The following is a 19,061-nucleotide window of genomic DNA, read 5'->3' on the forward strand; positions in this document are numbered from 1 at the left end:
GTCATCGGGAAAGGAGTTTCTGATGAATCGTCTGCAGACCCGTAGGGACGCCGAGGTGCTGGTCGAGACCCGCGGCGAGGTTTCGGCCGGTGCCCCCGACTATGCGCGGGTGAAGATCGCGGCCGTGCTGGACCGGCTGGAGGAGCCGGTGCTGGCGGTCCGGGTGCGGCTGGTGCAGGAGCCCAACCACGCGGTGGCGCGGCCCTCGATGGCCCAGGTCACCGTGGACGTCAACGGACGTCCGGTGCGGGCGCACGTCGCCGCGGCGACCATGCGCGAGGCGATCGACCTGCTCCAGGACCGGCTGGTGTCGCGCATCGCCCGGCTGCGTCACCACCGCCGTCCGGCGCGGACGCCGCTGGGCTGGGCGGACGGCCTGGACCCGGAGCACCGCCCGCAGCGCCGCCACCGCGCGCCGGAGGACCGCCGGCTGGTGCGGCACCGCAGCTACAGCGGGGCGCGGCTGGGCGCGCTGGACGCGGTGTTCGAACTGGAGGCGATGGACTACGACTTCCAGTTGTTCACGGACGCCGGGACCGGCTGCGACAGCCTGGTGTACCGGGGCGCGGCGGGCGGCTACCGCCTGGCCTCGACCGGCCCGGTCCCGTTGCCGGTGCCGGGCCTGGTGGCCAGCCGGCTGACGGTGCCGTGCCTGACGGCCGCTCAGGCCCGGGCGCGGCTGGATCTGACCGGGTTGCCGTTCGTGTTCTACACCGATGCCGCGACCGGCCGCGGCAACGTCCTGTACCACCGCTACGACGGGCACTACGGGCTGATCACGCCCGCCGCGTAGCGGTTGCGAGCCTCCGGAACAGGCGTGGGGGTCTGGCCGGAGGTGGGAAGAGCTCTCGGCGGGCGTGGGGGTCCGTCCGGGAGCGCGGGAAGAGGAGCCGGGGACGGTGTGGGGCCGTCCCCGGCTCCCGTCTTTTTTTGGTAATGGGTCGGTTTATTCATCGACGACGAATCATTTCGGCCAAGTTGACGCAGCCTAGGTGACGCGTCCCTATCAAAGCTGGCACTGTACCGTCCCATCGCCGCAGAGGTCCTTGCAGACGCACACGCACCACCCGCTTCGGCGTGCACGTGAAGTCCGTTCCACCCCTCGAACCACCAGCTCTACCGGGCGGCACCATCCCTGCCCTCCCGGCTGGCTCCGGCCGTACCCACGCGGCCGCCGCAGAAGGAGTTCAGTGTGACTCGATCCCCCCGAAAGTCCACCGCCGCAGGCGCGTTGATCGCCAGCGCCGCAATGATCGTGGCTGCTCTGACGTCCGGCGTCGCCACCGCCGAGGACACCCCCACCGGCTCCCCCGCCGAGATCCGGGCCATCGCCGGCGCGCTGCCGGTCGAACTGTCGGCGACCCAGCGCGGCGAGCTGCTGTCCGCCGCGGACGCGACCAAGGCGGAGACCGCCAGGGCGCTGAACCTGGGCTCGCAGGAGGAGCTGGTCGTCAAGGCCGTCACCAAGGACGCGGACGGCAGCCTGCACACCCGCTACGAGCGCACCTTCGACGGGCTGCCCGTGCTGGGCGGCGACCTGGTCGTGCACACCGCCGCGGACGGCACCAGGACGGGCGTCACCAAGGCCACCGACGCGGACATCGCCGTCGACACCAGCGCCAAGGAGAGCTCGGACGCGGCGAAGGGCCTCGCGCTGGACAGCGCCGGGGAGGCGAAGGTCGCGGAGCCCGCGGCCGACAACACCCGCAAGGTGGTCTGGGCGGCGTCCGGCGCCCCGCGCCTCGCCTGGGAGACGATCGTCACCGGCACGCAGGAGGACGGCACGCCGTCCGAGCTGCACGTCATCACCGACGCCAACACCGGCAAGAAGATCTTCGAGTACCAGGGCATCGAGACCGGTGTCGGCAACAGCCGGTACTCCGGCCAGGTCACCATCGGCACCTCGCCGGCCGCCGGCGGCGGCTTCGCGATGACCGACACCACGCGTGGCGGCCACAGCACGTACGACCTGAACGGCACCAGCTCCACCAAGTCGCTGTTCACCAACCCGACCGACACCTGGGGCGACGGCACCGTCGGCAACCGGCAGACCGCCGCCGTGGACGCCGCCTACGGCGCCCAACTCACCTGGGACTACTACAAGACCGTCCACGGCCGCAACGGCATCAAGGACGACGGCGTCGGCGCCTACACCCGCGTCCACTACGGCAAGAACTACGTCAACGCCTTCTGGGACGACAGCTGCTTCTGCATGACGTACGGCGACGGCGCGGGCAACGTCAAGCCGCTGACCTCGATCGACGTCGGCGCGCACGAGATGACCCACGGCGTCACCTCCGCCACCGCCGACCTGATCTACAGCGGCGAGTCGGGCGGTCTGAACGAGGCCACCTCCGACATCATGGCCGCCGCCATCGAGTTCTGGGCGAACAACCCCGAGGACAAGGGCGACTACCTGGTCGGCGAGAAGATCGACATCAACAGCAACGGCACCCCGCTGCGCTACATGGACAAGCCCTCCAAGGACACCCGTTCCAGGGACAGTTGGTCGCCCGACCTGGGGAGCATCGACGTCCACTACTCCTCCGGCCCGGCCAACCACTGGTTCTACCTGGCCTCCGAGGGCAGCGGCGCCAAGACCGTCAACGGCGTGAACTACGACTCCCCGACCTCCGACGGCCTGCCGGTCACCGGGATCGGCCGGGAGGCCGCCGCCAAGATCTGGTACCGCGCCCTCACCACCTACATGACCTCCTCGACGAACTACGCGGCCGCCCGGGTCGCCACCCTGCAGGCCGCCGCCGACCTGTACGGGAAGACCAGCACGACGTACATGAACACCGCCAACGCCTGGGCCGCGATCAACGTCGGCGCCCGCGTCGTCGACGGCATCATGGTGACCCCGATCGCCAACCAGCTCACCGCGGTGAACGCGCCGGCCGAACTCCAGTTGGAGGCCGCCAACTTCAACCCCGGCCAGCTCACCTTCCACGCGACCGGCCTGCCCGACGGCCTGAAGCTGCACCCGGTCACCGGCCGCATCACCGGCACCCCGACCACGCCGGGCACCTACACGGTGAGCGTCCTCGCGAAGGCCTCGCACCACAGCAGCGTCACCACGACCTTCACCTGGAAGGTCGCCCGGGCGATCCTGACGAACACCACCAAGACGCCGATCCCCGACAAGGGCGACGCGATCTTCTCGGACATCCAGGTCACCGGCCTGGACGGCAAGGCGCCGAGCGACCTCAAGGTCGGCGTGGACATCAAGCACACCTGGCGCGGCGACGTCGTCCTCGACCTGGTCGGCCCCGACGGCACGGTGTACTCGCTGAAGAAGTCCAACCTCGGCGACTCGGCCGACAACATCATCGAGACCTACACGGTGGACGCCTCCGCCCAGCCCGCGAACGGCCTCTGGCGGCTCCGGGCCCAGGACATGTACCGGGGCGACACCGGCTACATCGACAACTGGAAGATCGTCTTCTGACAGCGCCGGCACGCTGGGCGCCGAACGCTGAGCACTGACCGCTGAGCACTGACCGCTGAGGTGATCCGGTCGGCGAGGGAACTCCCTCCGCCGGCCGGATCACCTCTTTCCGGGTGCGGGACGTTTCGGCCGAGCCCACCGCGCTCACTTCGCCGGCCGGATCACCTCCTGGACGTGCGGGACGGCCCGCACCAGGGTGAGCACGCCGCCCACCACCACGGCGACGGCGAGCAGTTCGGGCAGCAGCCACCAGCCGGTGCGCACACTCTCGTCGAACAGCACCACGCCGAGCAGCAGGCTCACCCCGGCGTCGCCGATGGTGAGGGCGGGCTGCGAGGCGGCCAGCGAACCGGCCTGCAGGGCGTTCTCCAGCAGCAGGACGGCGGCGATGCCGGTGAGCGCGAAGCCGTAGGTCTGCCAGGCGGAGAAGAAGGCGGCGGGGCCGTGGTCGGCGAAGGTGCCGGTGGCGGACTTCAGCAGAGCGGCCGTCAGCGCGTTGCCGACAGCGGCGGCGCTGCCCAGCGCGGCGGCCCGGAACAGCGACGAGCGCCGGCGCCGGGCGACCAGCACGCAGGCCGCCATCGCGCCGAGGCAGCCGACCAGCACGGGCAGCCAACGGCTCATCGGGGCATGGTCGGTGGCCCCGGTGGGCGCGGCGCTGCCGAGGAACAGCGCCAGCCCGCCGACCACGGCCGCCACCCCCGCCCAGCCGGCCGCGGGCAGGCGGCGGTGCAGCAGCGGCGCGGCGATCAGCAGCGCGAACGGCAGTTCCAGGACGAACACCGGCTGCACCAGGGCGAGCGGACCGAAGGTCAGCGCCAGCGCCTGGAACAGCGCCGCCCCGGTCACGCCGGCGATGCCGGCCAGCCAGGCCGGGTCGTGCGCCAGGGTGAGCAGGAAACGCAGGCCGCCGCCGCTGCGGACGGCGGAGGCGGCCTTGCGCTGGAAGGCGGTTCCGGCGGCGTTGGAGGCGGCGCCGAGCACGGCGAGCAGGACGGCGAGGGCGGGCACTCCCCCATGCTGCCCCGCCGCCGGTGCGTCGGACGGCGCGTCAGCCGGTGTGTCGGTCAGTGTGTCGGTCGGCGGTGTGCAGCAGTTCGGCGGCCTGTTCGCGCATCTCGACCTTGCGGATCTTGCCGGTGACGGTCATCGGGAACTCGTCGACCACGTGCACGTAGCGCGGGATCTTGAAGTGGGCGAGCCGGCCGGCGCAGTACTCGCGCACCGCCTCGGCGGTGAGCGGGCGGGCGCCCTCGCGCATCCGGACCCAGGCCATCAGCTCCTCGCCGTACTTCTCGTCGGGGACGCCGATCACCTGGACGTCGAGCACGTCGGGGTGGGTGTACAGGAACTCCTCGATCTCCCGGGGGTACACGTTCTCGCCGCCGCGGATCACCATGTCCTTGCTGCGGCCGGTGATGCTCAGGTAGCCGTCCCGGTCCATCACGGCGAGGTCGCCGGTGTGTATCCAGCCGTCGGCGTCGATCGCCTCCGCGGTGTGCTCGGGCTGCCCCCAGTAGCCGATCATCACCGAGTAGCCGCGGGTGCACAGTTCGCCGGTCCCGCCGCGCGGGACGGTGGCGCCGGTGGCCGGGTCGACGACCTTGACCTCCAGGTGCGGGCCGACCCGGCCGACGGTGGAGGTGCGGCGTTCGATCGAGTCGTCGGCGCGGGTCTGGGTGGAGACCGGGGAGGTCTCCGTCATGCCGTAGCAGATGGACACCTCGGTCATGCCCATCCGACCGATGACGTCCTTCATCACCTCGATCGGGCAGGGCGCGCCCGCCATGATGCCGGTGCGCAGGCTGCTCAGGTCGTACTGGTCGAAGCGCGGGTCGGCGAGTTCGGCGATGAACATGGTGGGCACCCCGTACAGCGAGGTGCAGGACTCGGCGGCGACGGCGGCCAGGGTGGCGGCGGCGTCGAACGCGGGGGCGGGGATGACGGTGCACGCGCCGTGCGAGGTGGCGGCGAGGTTGCCCATCACCATGCCGAAACAGTGGTAGAACGGCACCGGCAGACAGATCCGGTCCTGCTCGGTGTAGCCGCACAACTCCCCGACGAAATAACCGTTGTTGAGGATGTTGCGGTGCGAGAGGGTGGCGCCCTTGGGGAAGCCGGTGGTGCCGGAGGTGTACTGGATGTTGATCGGGTCGTCGGCGGCCAGCTCGCTCTCGATGCCGTCCAGCACCGCCGGGTCGGCCGACCGGCCGTCCGTCAGCAGCCCGTCCCAGTCCGGGCCGTCGAGCAGCACCACGTCGGTGAGCGCGGCGCAGCGCGGCCGGACCTCCTCGATCATGGCCGCGTAGTCGGAGCTCTTGAACTGCCGGGCGGCGACCAGCAGTCGGACGCCGGCCTGGTTGAGGACGTACTCGAGTTCGTGCGAGCGGTAGGCGGGGTTGACGGTGACCAGGATCGCGCCGAGCCGGGCGGTGGCGTACTGGGTGAGCGTCCATTCGGCGCGGTTGGGGGCCCAGATGCCGACCCGGTCGCCCCGGCCGACGCCACGGGCGCGCAGGCCGAGCGCTGCCGCGTCGACGTCGGCGAGGAGTTGGGCGTACGTCCAGCGCCGGCCGGTGATGCACTCGACCATGGCCTCGCGTTCCGGGAACGCCCGGACGGTCCGGGCGAGGTTGGCTCCGACGGTGTCGCCGAGCAGCGGGGTGTCGGTCGGGCCGGTGGCGTGGCTCGGCTGGCTCGGGGCGTGCGGCACGGGGGCCTCCTGGGCGCGGCGGTGCGGGGCGGTACCCATGCTGGCCACTCGGGCGGAGGTTGACCAGTCTCCAAGTGGGGGTGGCGCCGGGTGCGGGCGGTGGGTTCGGGCGGTCTGGCGGCTCCCGCGCGAATATCGTCAAACCGACTGCCCGGTCGGTGAGTTCGCTGATTTGATGGGAGCTTCGGGGAATCAGCCGTGGGTCGCTTGGGGGCGCGATGGTGCAGGCGGGTGGGCAGGTGCGTTTGCGGCCGTCGCCGCAGTTCCGGCGGCGGCGGGCGTCCGTCGCGGTGTTCGCGGCGGGCGCGTTCGTCGGCTGCGGGCTGCCGGTGCTCGGCGGGGCGGTGACGCGGCCGGCGTCGGTGCTGATCGAGGGCCTGGCGGCCGTGGTGTGGGCGGTGGTGCTGGTCCATCAGGCGCTGGCGGCGTTCGCGCCGGTGACGGTGCTGGTCGACCCCGGTTTCCTGGAGCTGCGCGGCGGCCTGCGCAGGGTCCGGCTGCCGTGGGAGGCGGTCGAGGCGATGTGCGTGCTTCCGGTGCGCGGCGGCCCGCCGGTCTACCGGGCGCCGCAGTTCCGGGGCACGCTGCTGGTGCGGACCTCGCAGGGCAGCCCGGCCGGGTTGACGGGGCGCGGCTCGCCGCGCTGGTCGCCGTCCTGGCAGGGCATCCTGCTGGACCTGGCCCCGCTGGCGGCTTCGGTGGAGCGCCTGGACCAGGTGTTCGCGCCGTGGGCGGCGGACCGCTGGCGCGGCGTCGACCGGCTGCCGGACGGTCCGGGCGGGGCCTCGGTGTTCGCCTCGGGCGCGCTGCTGTCCTGGCCGGGCCGGGTGCTGCTGCGGATCCACGGCTTCCTGCTGCTGGTGACGACCGTCGCCGCGCTGTTCGCCATCCACCTCTTCGACGAGTTCGCGGGCCAGCCGGTGCTGGTGGTCCTCGCGCTGGTCGTGTCCGGCACGGTCGGTTTCCGCCGGGCGCTCCTCGGGCTGTCGCGGGCCTGCGAGCTGCGGGTGGAGATCCGGGGCGTGGTGGTGACGGTCGGCGGCCGGGAGCGGACGGTGCCCTGGTCGGACGTCGCCTCGCTCGGGGTCGAGCAGCGCGTCGTGTCGGCCGCCGCGCAGCGTTTCCCCGTGGTGACGGTGCTGGCCCGGCTCAACGCGGGCGCGAGCCGCCCGGCGCCGCTGCCGCACTGGCCGTTCCACGCCGACGGGGAGACCGTCACGCTGCTGCCGGTGCACTCCCCGGCGTACGGCCTGCTGCACGGACTGACCGTGTTCCCCGCCCAGTTGGCGGACGCGCTGGCCCCGTACGGCGCGGATCTGCTCGCCGGGCACACCCGGCGCGCCGAGTCCGTCGCGGGCGAGGCCGTCACCCTGCGGGTGGGACCGGGCCGGGGGGCCGCGCACCGGAGCCTGGCGTCCGCGCTGCGCGCCGCGCCGCCCGACCGGCCGCTGCGCCTGCTGATCGAGCCGGGCCGCTACCGGGAGCCGGGGCCGCTGGTGCTGTCCGGCACCGTCGAGCTGGCGGCGGCGGACGGCGAGGGGCAGGTGGTGATCGAGACTCCCGAGCAGTCCCCGCTGGAGTGCGAGGGCGACGTCACGCTCGACTCGCTGACGGTGCAGGGCCGCGGCGCGGTCACCGTCCTCGCCACCGGTCGACTGGAGCTGCGCCGGTGCCGGATCGACGGGCTCGGGGAGCACGCGCTGCTCGCCGGGCAGGGCGCCGAACTGATCGTGCGGGACTGCGAGATCACCGCGGGTCGGACCGAACTCGTCGGCGCGACCGGCACGTTGGAGCGCACCGCGTTCCGCGGGGCGAGCGGGCACGCGCTGGTGCTGCGGGAGCGGGCGAAGGCCGTCGTCACCGACTGCACGGTGACGGACAGCCGGGGGCGCGGCATCGACGTGACCGCGTCGACGGCGGAGATCCGCGGCTGCGAGTTCCGGGGCACCGGCGACGCCGCCGTCGCGGCCGGCGACCACGCCGAGGTGCAGGTGCTGGGCTGCCGGATCGACGAGGTGCACGCCACCGGCCTGGCCTTCGACCGGCAGGCCCGCGGCACCGTCCAGGACACCACCGTCTCCGGTGCCACCACCGGCCTGTACGTGGCGCGCGGCGCCGAACCCAAGGTCCGGGACTGCCTGTTCGCGCACTGCCGGGACACCGGCGTGCTGGTCGAGGACCAGGGGCGCGGGCGGCTGGAGAAGTGCCGGATCGAGAACGCCGGCCGGCACGGCATCAGTGTCGCGTCCGGCGGCGTCCCCGTGGTCGAGGACTGCGCGGTGGCGTTCGGCGGCACCGGCGTCTCCGTGCACAAGGCGCGCGGCGACTTCACCCGGCTGCGGGTCCACGACCAGGCCGAGAGCGCCGTCGAGGTGCAGGAGGGCTCGGTGGTGGAACTCGCCGAACTGCGCCTGGAACGCTGCCAGTACGGGGTGAACGGCCGCGGCACCGGGGTGACGATCCGGCTGGTCGGCGCGGTGATGGCCGACATGGTCGAGTCCGGGCTGCTGCTGCAGAACACCGCGCGCGCCACCGTCGAGCACATCACCGTCGAACGGGCCGGCCTGTTCGGCCTGAACTGCCGCGACGACAGCCGGCTGACGGCCCGCGACTGCACGGTGACGAAGGCCGGCGAGGCCGGGCTGCTGGCCATCGGCAGCACCAGCGTGGAGATCGACCGGCTGGAGGTCACCGCCAGCCGCGACAAGGCCCTGTGGGTGCGCAACAACAGCCAGGTGGTCCTCACCGCGGTCCGCGTGCACGGCGCGGGCAGCGACGGCGTCCGCTTCGAGGACAACGTGTACGGCAGCCTGACCGACTGCGAGGTCACCGGCTGCGAGGGCGAGCCGGTGGTCTCCAACGACCGGGTGCAGCTGGAGGACGTCCGCACCGGCGCCACCGTCGAGGACATCCTGCAGCCCGAGGCCGGCCCGATCACCGAACTCCAGCGCATGATCGGCCTCGCCGAGGCCAAGCGCCAGGTCGACGTCCAGGTCGACCTGCTGCGGCTCGCCCGCTGGCGCTCCGACGCCGGCCTCCCGCCGCCGCCGCGCGCCCACCACCTGGTCTTCTCCGGCCCGCCCGGCACCGGCAAGACCACCGTCGCCCGGTTGTACGGCCAGATCCTGGCGGCGCTCGGCGCGCTGAAGAAGGGCCACCTGGTGGAGGTCGCGCGCGGCGACCTGGTCGGCGAGTACCTCGGCCACACCGCGCAGAAGACCCGCCAGGCCTTCGAACGCGCCTCCGGCGGCGTGCTGTTCATCGACGAGGCGTACAGCCTGGCGCGGCGCTTCGGCGCGAACAGCGACTTCGGCCAGGAGGCCATCGACGTCCTCACCAAGCTGATGGAGGACCACCGGGACGACATCGTGGTCATCGCGGCCGGCTACACCGAGGAGATGCGCGCCTTCCTCGACTCCAACCCCGGCCTGCGCTCCCGGTTCTCCCGCATCCTCGAATTCGACCCGTACGAGCCCGCCGAGCTCACCGAGATCGTCGCCCGCGAGGCCGAACGCCACACCTACCGACTCGCGCCCGACGTCACCGACCGGCTCCTCGAACGGTTCACCCGCCGCGAGCTGCGCGGCGACCCGGCGAACGCGCGCGACGCCCGCACGCTGCTGGAGGAGATGGTCGAACGCCAGGCCACCCGGCTGGCCGGCTCCGGCACGCCCAGCCGCGAGGAGCTGATCCTGCTGCTGGCCGACGACATCCCCGACGAAACCGCCCGCCTGTGACCCCCGACGAGGCCCTCGACCTGCTCCTCTCCCACCTCGACCCGGCGGTCGAGGACCCGGCCCTGATGGCCTGGTACCTCACCCCCGAGGCCACCGCCGCCGCCACCGTCCTCCGCGCCGGCGGCGTCCCGCCCGCCACCGACCTCCCCGTCGACCACGCCGTCGTCCTCGGCTACAGCGACCTGTTCGCCTGCATCGTCGGCGCCGGACAGGACCGGGCCCTCCTCGGCGAGGCCCTGCTCTGCATGCTCGTCGTCCGCCGCGAGCTCCCGGAACGGGTCCCTCCGGGGTTCCTCCCGGCGCTGGCGGTGGCCGCGGGCGAGGACGCCCCGCATGACGAGCGGGCCCCGGCCGGCGAGCACCCCGCCGGGCCGCACGCGGCGCAGGCCCCGGCCCCGGCCCCGGCCCCCGACGGCCTGTCCGCCCAGGACGCGTGTCAGGCCGGGGAGGCGATGGTGCTGGCGTTCCAGCGGTGGGAGCACACCGGGGCGCCCGCCGTCGCGGTGCGGCTGCTGCGGCGGGCGGCGGCCGACTGCCCGGCCGAATCGCCGTTGCGGGGCAGGGTGTTGTCCTCGCTCGGGGTGGCGTTGCTGTCCGACCATCTCGACCGCACCGACCTGGTCTCGCTCGCCGAGTCCGTGCGGGCCGGCCGGGAGGCCGTCGCCGCCGTGCCGGACGTGGACGGCGAGCAGGCCCGCAGGCACGCGAACCTGGGGAAGGCACTGCGGTTCTGGGCGGAGACGACGGCATCCGTCGAGGCGAACCGGGAGGCCGTCGCCGAGGCCCGCGCCGCGTTGCGACTCGGCCCGCCGGGCGACCCTCAACATGCCTTGTACGCCGTCGAGTTGGGGATGTACCTGGCCCAGGCCGCCGTCCTGTTCGGCGACCTCCGTGCGGTGCCCGAGGCCGCCGGGCTGCTCCGCGAGGCGGTTCGCACCGCCGACCCCGCAGACCCCGACGGGTACGCCGAGCGGCTCTGCCACCTGGGCCTGGTGCTGATCGCCCAGGCCCGGGCGGAGGACCGGCCCGCGCTGCACGACGAGGGCGTCGCGCGGTGCCGGCAGGCCGTCGCGGCCGCGCCCACCCCCGCGGCCCGGCTCCAGCACCTCTGCAATATGAGCGTCGCCCTCCTCGACTCGCCGGACGACGACACCGCGGCCACGGCCCTCGTGCTCGCCGCCGCCCGCGAGGCCGCCGACGGCGCCCCGCCCGGCAGCGCGCTGTTCGCCGACGCCCGGATCCTGCTGGCCCTCGCGCTGAACAGGCGTTATCTCGCGGACGGCCGCCCGGAGGACCTCGCGGAGGCGATCGCCCGCGCCACCGAGAGCTTCGAGGCGACCCCGCCCGGCCTCCCGACGCGCCGCCTCCAGCGGGGCGCCACGCTGGCGAACCTGCTGGGCCTGCGCGCCGCCGCCGGGGGCGGCGACGACCCGTCGGCGGAGCCGCTCGCCCTGCTGCGGAGCCTGGTCGACGAGCTGCCGGACCCCACCCCCGACCGCGCGCTGGCGCTGCGCCAGCTGGCCGAGGCCCTGCACGGGTCCGCGCCGGACGAGGCCCTGGAGCACTACCGCGAGTGCCTCGAACTCCCGTCCCCCGGAACGGAGTTCGAGGCCGAGGTGCGCGCCCTCCTGGGCACGGCGCTGGCCGGCCGGACCGGCGGGGACAGCTGGCAGCAGGCCCTCGCCTCGCTGGGCCGGTCCGCCGACCTGCTGCCGCCGGGCGACCCGCGGCGGCTGGAGGTCGAGTGCCGGATCGGCGCCCTCTGGGTGCGGCGCGGCGAGGAGACCGGCGATCCCGCCGCCTGCCGCAGGGGCGTCGCGCTGCTGGAAGCGGTCGTCGCGGCGGACGAGGGGTGCGCGTCCGCAGACCGGGTGGACCACCGTCTGCTGCTGGGCGACGCCGTGCTGCGCCTGTCCGATCACAGCGGCGAGCAGGACCTGGTGGACGACGCGGTCGCACCCCTCGAACAGGCCCTCGCCATGCTGCCGCCGGGCAACCCGCGACGGCTCGGCCCGGCCGGCCTGCTGGCCGGCGCACTCAACTCGACGGCCTGGGCGCGCTCCGACACCGCCGCCCTCGACCGCGCCTCCGCCCTGCTCACCGAGGCGCTGGCCGTGCCCGGCGGGGACGACGCGTACCGGGCCGAGTGCCTGGCGTCCCTCGGCCGCAACCTCCGGCTGCGCTACCACCTCACCGGGGATCCGGCGCACCTGGAGCAGGCCGTCGTCCGCCACCAGGAGGCCCTCGACCTGACCGGACCGACGCCCGACCCGGCGACCCTCGCCGGCCTCGCCACCTGCCTGTCCAACCTGTACGGCCTCCGGCCGGACCGGCAGCGGCGCGAGGAGGCGATGCGGTGCTGCCGCACCGCGCTGGACCGCCTGCCGAAGCACCATCCCGAGCGCGCCTCGCTCCAGGCCGACCTGGGCTACCTGGAGTGGTCGGCGGCCGGCGAGTCCGGTTCGGCCGAGCAACTGGACGCCGCACTGGGCACGTTGTGGGCGGCCGTGGACGCCGCGCCGGAGGGCCACGACAACCGGGGCCTGGCGCTGACCAACCTCGGCGTCGCCCTGCTCGACCGGGCGGGCCGGACCGGCGACCGCAGCTGGGAGATCCAGGCGACCTCGGTGTTCCGCACGGCCCTCGACCACACCGGGCCGTCCTCGGCCCAGCGTCCGGTGGTGCTGAACAACCTCGCGACGGCCCTGATCGACCTGGCCGCGACCACGAACGAGCCGGCGCTGCGCGCGCAGGCGCTCGACCTGCTCGAAACGGCGTCCGCCCCGGGCCCGGGGATGTCGCTGGCGCGGGAGCGGGCCGCGTTGAACCTGGCGGTGCTGCGGTTCGGGCAGGCCCGCGAGAGCGGCGACCCGGCCGCGCTGACCGAGGCGTTCCGCCGGTTCGAGGACCTGGTGGACGAGTTCGGCGCACCGCACCCGCTGCGCGCCCTCGCGCTGGCGCGGCTGGCCAACGCGGCGCTGCGGCTGGCCGAGCTGCCGACCGGGCGCCCGGTGCGGTCGGCGCGGTCCGCGCGGTCCGCGCGGTCGGCGCAGTGGGCGTTGCGGCAGGCCGCCGCGGCCGCCCGGGAGGCGCTGGCCGTCGAGGCGCTCAGCTCGGACCCGGTGCATGCGCTGGCCCGGCGGACGCTCGCGACGGTCCAGCTTCGGCGGGCCGCGGACGGCGAGCAGGTCGATCTGGCGGAGGCGGTGCGGCTGATCCGGCGCACCGCCGAGGATCCGGCGTTCCCGCCGCACAACCGGCTGGAGGCGGCCCGGTTGTGGGGCGCCATCGCGGCGCGCACCGGCCGGTACGCGGAGGCGCTGGAGGGTTTCTCGCACGCGGTGGGTCTGCTGCCGGTGGTGGCGCCGCGCCACCTGGCGCGGCTGGACCAGGAGGACCGGCTGAGTTTCGGCCAGGGGTTGGCGAGCGCGGCGGCGGCGCTGGCGCTCCGGGCGGGCGATCCGGCGCGGGCGCTGGCCCTGCTGGAGCAGGGCCGGGGCGTGCTGCTGGCGCAGGGCCTGGACAACCGGGGCGACCTGTCGCGGCTGCGGGAGCTGGACCCGGCGCGGGCGGCGGAGTTCGAGCGGATCCGGGACCGGCTGAGCCGGGAACATCCGCTCGCGTCGTCGGCGGCGTCCGACGCGTTCTTCGCGCAGGGCGCGGCGGGCGCGACCGCGGGCGCGCTGCGGGACGCCGAGGAGCGCCACGCGCTGTCCCGCCGCTGGGACGAACTCCTGGACGAGATCCGCACGTTGCCGGAGCTGGACGACTTCCTGCGGCCGCCGACCACGGAGCAGCTGCTGTCGGTGGCGGAGCGCGGGCCGGTGGTGGTGGTCAACGTCAGCGAATTCGGTTCGCACGCGCTGCTGCTGGCCGACCGGACCGGACGCGGGCCGCGCATCGAGGTGCTGCCGCTGCCGGACCTCACGCCGTCCGAGGTGGCGGTGGCCGCGCAGGCGTTCACCGAGAAATGGGTCGATCTCGCCTACGGGGACGAGGGCCTGGCGCGGGCCAGGCAGGTCATGGACGCGCACAAGGGCTTCCTGGCGTGGCTGTGGGAGGTCGTGGCCGCGCCCGTGCTGGACCGGCTGGGCCTGCGCCACACCCCGCTGGACGGCGAGGAGTGGCCGCGGCTGTGGTGGTGCCCGACCGGCCGGCTGGCGTTCCTGCCGCTGCACGCCGCGGGCAAGGGCCAGGCCCTTCCCGGCACCTGGGTGATGGACCGGGCAGTCTCCTCGTACACGCCGACCGTGCGTTCGCTGCTGCGCTCCCGCCGCCGCACGGCCGCGCCCGACGCGCCCCGCCGGCGGCCCGCGCCGCTGGTGGTCGCGCTCGCGCACACGCCGGGCGGCCCGCCGCTGCCCGGCGCGGGCCCGGAGGCCGACCTGGTGGCCGGGCTGTTCCCGGACGGGCTGCGGCTGGACGGGGAGCAGGCCACCGTCGAACGGGTGCGCCGGGCGCTGTACGGCCACGCGTGGGTGCACTTCAGCTGCCACGGCGTCACCGACCCGGACAGCCCGTCGAACAGCGGGCTGATCCTCCACGACGGCCGGCTCAGCGCCCTCGACCTGTCGGCGCGCCGCCCGGTCGACGCCGAACTCGCCTACCTGTCGGCCTGTTCGACCTCGCAGGGCGGCCTCGACCTGCCGGACGAGGCGGTGCACCTCGCGCCGTCGTTCCAGCTCGCCGGGTTCCGCCACGTCATCGGCACGCTGTGGAGCGTCTCCGACCGGATCGCCCGCCACGTCACCGGCGAGTTCTACACCGCGCTGAGCGAGGACGCCGCCCGGGGCCTGCCGTTCGACCCGGCACTGGCCCTGCACCACGCCGTCCGCCCACTGCGCGAACGCCTGCTGCCCGCACCGCACTTGTGGGCAGCACACGTCCACATCGGGCCCTGACCCGGAGAGGCCCTAACGCCCTTCCTGCGGGCCGCCGTTCTCGGGGGCCGCCGAGGTGTCGGGTTCGCTCTGCGCGGTGCCGGAGCCGCCCTCGGGGCCCTGTTCGGGCTCGGATGCTCCGCCGCCGCCGATCCGGAAGATCCGCCGGGGGCGGTGCTCCTCGATCAGGCTCTCCAGCGACAGCCCGTCATCGCTGTCCTTACCGTCCTTGCCGTCCTTGCCGTCCTTGCCGTCCTTCTCGTTCCGACCGCTCCGTGCTGTCATCGTCCTGCTCCCTCCGTGCCACCGGCACCGGCGCCGGCGCCGGCGCCGCCAGCAGTTCCAGCACCTCGATCTCGCTGCCCTTGACGTACACGCCGGTGGTGCCCGGCATCCGGCCGAGGAACGTCCCGTCGCTGCCGAGGCGCCACTGCGATTCCAGATAGATGTCCTGCGGCTGCGGGAACGCCGACACCGCCGACCGCGATCCCAGCCAACCGCCCACCCACAGGCCGCCCTTGAGCCTGATCCGGACGAAGCACGGCTCGCGGTCGGCGAACAGGAAGTCCCACGCCGTCGGCGTCGGCTCGTAGTGCGCCCGCTCCCTGCGGCGGCGCACCACCGCCGCCGCCCACGCCGCCCAGGACGGCACCACGACGACCAGCAGCAGCACCGCCAGCCCCGCCTGCCGCGGGTGCCGCAGCACCCCGGCGAGCGGTCCGCCCTCGCCGCCGTCCAGCAGCCGCGCCAGCCACGGCCCCGCGGCCACCGCGTACACGGCGTCCAGCAGCCCGCTGATCGCGATCGCCCGCAGCGCCCGGTTCTGCGGCTCCTGCTCGGCGGCCTGCGGCCCGCGTAGCCGGTCGGAGACGGCCTGGTAGAAGATCCCCGGCAGCACCAGCGCCACCAGGACGGCCAACTGCTGCACCGTACTCGGAACCACCGTCGCCCCTCCCCACCCCGCGTCCCCCCACCCTAGCCGAGCGGTCCGCCACCTCGGGTGCGCTTCAACGGAGTTGACGCTGCGGCATGCCCCCGAGCGGGTTGTCGACGACCAGCGGCAGCGAACCCTCGGCCAGCCACGGGTGCCCCGGCCAGTGGTCGAGGTGCGTGTGCCCGCCGTCCGTCGTGGACGCGATGTCCCGCAGCACCTCCGCCAGCACCTGCCGCCCGGCCGCGTCCCCGCCGATCACCAGCACCCGCCGCTCGCCGTCGACGCTCACCAGCACCCCGGGGCCGTCCGTCGCGGCCACCTCGATCGCCGCCAACACCCCTGCGGAGAAGGTGAGATGTCCTTCCCCGGCCACCACCGCGTCCGCGAGCGCGGCGAGTTCCTCCGCCGTCGCCCCGACCTCGACCTCCCCGGACTTCGGGTCGCCGCTCAGTTCCATTCCGCTCCTCCCCCGCCCGAACCTGCCCGACCCTGCTCTCCCTCGCCCTCGCCCTCGGATTCCGCCTGCGGGATCGTCCAGCGCAACACCGTCCCGCCGGAGCCGTCGGGCTCCAGCGTCACCGGGTGGCGGCGAGCGCCTCCGCCTCCGGCACCGGCAGGTCGAGCCGGCCCCAGACGCTCTGGCCGTGCGTCCCGACCTGCTCGCCGCCGAAGGGCGGGTGGGCGTCGTCCGCGTGGAGCCCCCAGTAGGTGACGTCGGCGAGGCCGTCGGCCGGTTCGCCGTTCAGCCCGATCCAGGCGTCGAGCGCCACGCCGTCCCCGACCACCATGCCGCACCGGTCCACCGGAAGGTCCCCGAGCCGGACCGGCTCGTCGCTCTCCCCCGCCCAGGGCACGCCGAGTTCGACCTCCAGCACCGCGATCACCGGCTCCTCGGTGTACCAGGAGAGCCCGGTCCGCGCTGTCACCCCCAACGCCCGGCCCCCCGCCGCCGGAACGGCCACCGCCTCGCACTCCCCGTCCGCCAGATGCCCGCCATCGGCCGCCGCCGCCACCCGGGCCCGCTCCGACGGCAGCCCCGACTCCGGCCGACGGTCGGCCCACGACACCATCCCGAGCACCAGCACCCCGGACGGCACCGTCACGAACCCCAGCTCCAGACGTTCTCCACTCACCCCCCGATCATTCCCCACCCCCCGGGCCCGCCGGTCCTGCCCCGCACCCGACGTCCGACCTGCCATCGGCTACTCTGCACGCCCATGGGTGAGTTGATCGTGATCAGGCACGGCCAGACCGAGTGGAGCCTGTCGGGCCGTCACGCCGGTCGCACCGACGTTCCGCTGACCGCCGCCGGCGAGGCCTCGGCCAGGGCGCTCGCCCCGCGCCTCGCCGAACGCCGACCGGTCGCCGTCTTCAGCAGCCCGCTGAGCCGCGCCCTGCGCACCGCCGAACTGGCCGGCCTGACCGGCGTCATGCCCGATCCCGACCTGCTGGAGTGGGACTACGGGGCCTACGAGGGCCTGACCGCCGAGCAGATCCAACAGTCCTGCCCCGAATGGGACTTGTGGCGCGACGGCGTCGTCGGCGGTGAGCAGCTCCAGCAGGTCGCCGCCCGCACCGACGCCGCCCTGGACCGCATCCGGCCCCTTCTCGCCGGCGGCGACGTCGCCGTCGTCGCCCACGGCCACCTGGCCCGTATCCTCACCGTCCGCTGGCTCGGCCTCCCCCCGTCCGCCGCGGGCCTCCTCGGCCACCCCCACCCCGGCACCCTCGCCACCCTCTCCACCGAGGACGGCCGCCCGGTCCTCGCCGCCTGGAACGTCCCGTAGCAGCGGACAGGCCCGAACCTCCGTCCCGGCGGCGTCAGTTGTCGTCGGCCGCCCTGCGCGGCCAGTGGCGCAGGGTCGCGGCGACGACGCGGGGGTGGGCCAGTCCGGCCGGGGAGCCGGTGAGGCTGACGGCGTTCCAGACGGCGGCGGCGACCTTGGCGTCGGTGGCGGCGGCGGCCATGGTGGCGCGGAAGGACTTCGCCAGCAGGGCGGCCAATGCCGGGTGGGTGCCCGGGACTTGGGGCATGGAACGGTCGGCGAGGGTGGCGAACAGCCAGGACAGGTGCAGGGCTTTCGCGGCGGACCGGTAGAAGCGCCGGGGCAGGTCCCGGGTGCCGGCGCCGAGGCAGTCGCGCAGGGCGGCGGCCTCCAGTGCGGCAACGGTCATGCCGGCGCCGTAGATCGGGTTGAGGCTGCAGATCGCGTCGCCGGTGGAGATCAGGCCGTCGGGGAGGCGGCGGAGGCGCTGGAAGTGCCGGCGCAGCGCGTGCGGGTAGGCGAACGCGGCGACGCCGGTGACCGGTTCGGCCCGCCGGAGTGTCTCCCCCACCTCGAAGGGGGCCAACTCCCGCGCGAAGGACAGGAATTCGTCCGGTGCGGTGGGCGGGTGGTCGGCGCTGCCGAAGCCGTACAGGGAGAGCACCCAGAGGTCGCGCTCCTGCTGGGTGAGGACCAGGCCGCGTGGGCGGGCGGGCGTCGCGCCGACGAGCAGCGCACGGTCCGGGCCGAGTGCGTCCGGCGGGAGCCGGTAGCGGCGGCTCGCGTAGGCCACGTCGACGCGCATCCGCTGCTCAACGGGCTTGTCGTAGCCGAGAGTTCGCAGCCAGGCGGCACCTCGTCCGGCCCGTCCCATGGCGTCGACGACGAGGTCGGCCTCGATGTCTTCGGCGGTGTCGGGCGCGCCGGGCCGGGCCACTCCGGCCCCGGTGACCCTGGTGCGGTCCGGGCTCGCGAGGGGTGCGATCGCCTCCCGCCCGTCCAGCACGCGGACGTTGGGCGCGGCGCAGACCTTGGCCCGCAGCCGGTCCTCCAGGAACGGCCGTCCGGCCTGGAGGACCGTTCCGAGCGGCACTTTGTGCAGCAGGGAGCCGAAGAACACGATGTCGACCTCGCTGAGCGCGGTGACCAACGTGGCTCCCTCGGCGGCGAGTTCGTCGACGAATCCCGGGAAGAACTCCTCCAGGACGTTCGCCCCGCGCACCGTCAGCGAGTGCACGTGCGCCCCTTGCGGCACGCCCCGCCGCACAGCACCGCCGCCACCGCCGACGCCGACGCCGACGCCGACGCCGCTGTCCGCGAACGCGTCCCGCTCGACGATCGTCACCCGGTCGAACACCTCGGACAGCACCCGGGCGGCGCAGAGCCCGCCGATGCCTGCACCCAGCACCAGCGCGTGGCCGGTGCTCGTCCCGCCGCCACGTGCCGTCTTCACCATGCGATCCGATCTGCGAGGAACCACCGCTGCCTGCGCACTGCCCAGGGCCCGTTCCCCGCCCCGCGCCGTCCACACCCGGCAGGCGGCGGCGCGCAGTTGGCCGTCGGGGGCGCGCGGCGCGGCG

At 74.4% G+C, this 19,061-nt stretch carries 12 protein-coding genes; 5 read left to right on the forward strand and 7 right to left on the reverse strand.

Going from position 1 to position 19,061, the window contains the following annotated elements:
- The first annotated feature begins 22 nt into the window (after window positions 1-22).
- A complete protein-coding gene (locus ACFV4P_RS28570; protein WP_380475909.1) occupies window positions 23-793 on the forward strand; it encodes a sigma 54 modulation/S30EA ribosomal C-terminal domain-containing protein in 771 nt (256 codons plus the stop codon).
- A 456-nt stretch (window positions 794-1,249) separates the two neighbouring features.
- On the forward strand, window positions 1,250-3,451 hold the full coding sequence (locus ACFV4P_RS28575; protein ID WP_380476075.1) for a M4 family metallopeptidase: 2,202 nt from the start codon (window positions 1,250-1,252) through the stop codon (window positions 3,449-3,451).
- A 144-nt stretch (window positions 3,452-3,595) separates the two neighbouring features.
- Here ACFV4P_RS28575 and ACFV4P_RS28580 read toward each other — a convergent pair whose 3' ends face one another.
- Together ACFV4P_RS28580 and ACFV4P_RS28585 are read right to left on the reverse strand one after the other, a co-directional pair.
- A complete protein-coding gene (locus tag ACFV4P_RS28580; RefSeq protein ID WP_073810336.1) occupies window positions 3,596-4,462 on the reverse strand; it encodes a DMT family transporter in 867 nt (288 codons plus the stop codon).
- Between the two features lie 40 nt (window positions 4,463-4,502).
- Entirely contained in the window at window positions 4,503-6,203 is a 1,701-nt protein-coding gene (locus ACFV4P_RS28585; protein ID WP_380476077.1) for an AMP-binding protein, read from the reverse strand.
- Between the two features lie 200 nt (window positions 6,204-6,403).
- Here ACFV4P_RS28585 and ACFV4P_RS28590 point away from each other — a divergent pair, with 200 nt between their 5' ends.
- Both ACFV4P_RS28590 and ACFV4P_RS28595 read left to right on the forward strand, forming a co-directional pair.
- Window positions 6,404-9,901, forward strand: a complete 3,498-nt coding sequence (locus ACFV4P_RS28590) for a right-handed parallel beta-helix repeat-containing protein (protein ID WP_380475911.1) — start codon at window positions 6,404-6,406, stop codon at window positions 9,899-9,901.
- A complete protein-coding gene (locus ACFV4P_RS28595) occupies window positions 9,898-14,802 on the forward strand; it encodes a CHAT domain-containing protein (protein ID WP_380475914.1) in 4,905 nt (1,634 codons plus the stop codon). Before ACFV4P_RS28590 ends, ACFV4P_RS28595 begins: the two co-directional genes overlap by 4 nt.
- Before the next feature lie 12 nt (window positions 14,803-14,814).
- On the opposite strand, the gene ACFV4P_RS28600 is transcribed toward ACFV4P_RS28595, so the two are convergent.
- From ACFV4P_RS28600 to ACFV4P_RS28615, 4 genes are all read right to left on the reverse strand, one after another.
- On the reverse strand, window positions 14,815-15,066 hold the full coding sequence (locus tag ACFV4P_RS28600; RefSeq protein WP_380475916.1) for a hypothetical protein: 252 nt from the start codon (window positions 15,064-15,066) through the stop codon (window positions 14,815-14,817).
- On the reverse strand, window positions 15,002-15,724 hold the full coding sequence (locus ACFV4P_RS28605) for a DUF6338 family protein (protein WP_380475919.1): 723 nt from the start codon (window positions 15,722-15,724) through the stop codon (window positions 15,002-15,004). Before ACFV4P_RS28605 ends, ACFV4P_RS28600 begins: the two co-directional genes overlap by 65 nt.
- Before the next feature lie 64 nt (window positions 15,725-15,788).
- A complete protein-coding gene (locus ACFV4P_RS28610) occupies window positions 15,789-16,172 on the reverse strand; it encodes a hypothetical protein (protein WP_380475921.1) in 384 nt (127 codons plus the stop codon).
- A gap of 118 nt (window positions 16,173-16,290) precedes the next feature.
- On the reverse strand, window positions 16,291-16,848 hold the full coding sequence (locus ACFV4P_RS28615) for a hypothetical protein (RefSeq protein WP_380475923.1): 558 nt from the start codon (window positions 16,846-16,848) through the stop codon (window positions 16,291-16,293).
- A gap of 84 nt (window positions 16,849-16,932) precedes the next feature.
- Here ACFV4P_RS28615 and ACFV4P_RS28620 point away from each other — a divergent pair, with 84 nt between their 5' ends.
- Entirely contained in the window at window positions 16,933-17,502 is a 570-nt protein-coding gene (locus tag ACFV4P_RS28620; RefSeq protein ID WP_380475925.1) for a histidine phosphatase family protein, read from the forward strand.
- Window positions 17,503-17,536: 34 nt separating this feature from the next.
- Here the strand turns inward: ACFV4P_RS28620 and ACFV4P_RS28625 are convergent, their stop codons facing one another.
- Window positions 17,537-18,937: an NAD(P)/FAD-dependent oxidoreductase gene (locus ACFV4P_RS28625; protein WP_380475928.1), complete on the reverse strand. Its 1,401-nt coding sequence runs from the start codon at window positions 18,935-18,937 to the stop codon at window positions 17,537-17,539.
- Window positions 18,938-19,061: the final 124 nt, after the last annotated feature.

The organism is Kitasatospora sp. NPDC059795 (genome assembly GCF_042732175.1).
Classification (GTDB): Bacteria; Actinomycetota; Actinomycetes; order Streptomycetales; family Streptomycetaceae; genus Kitasatospora.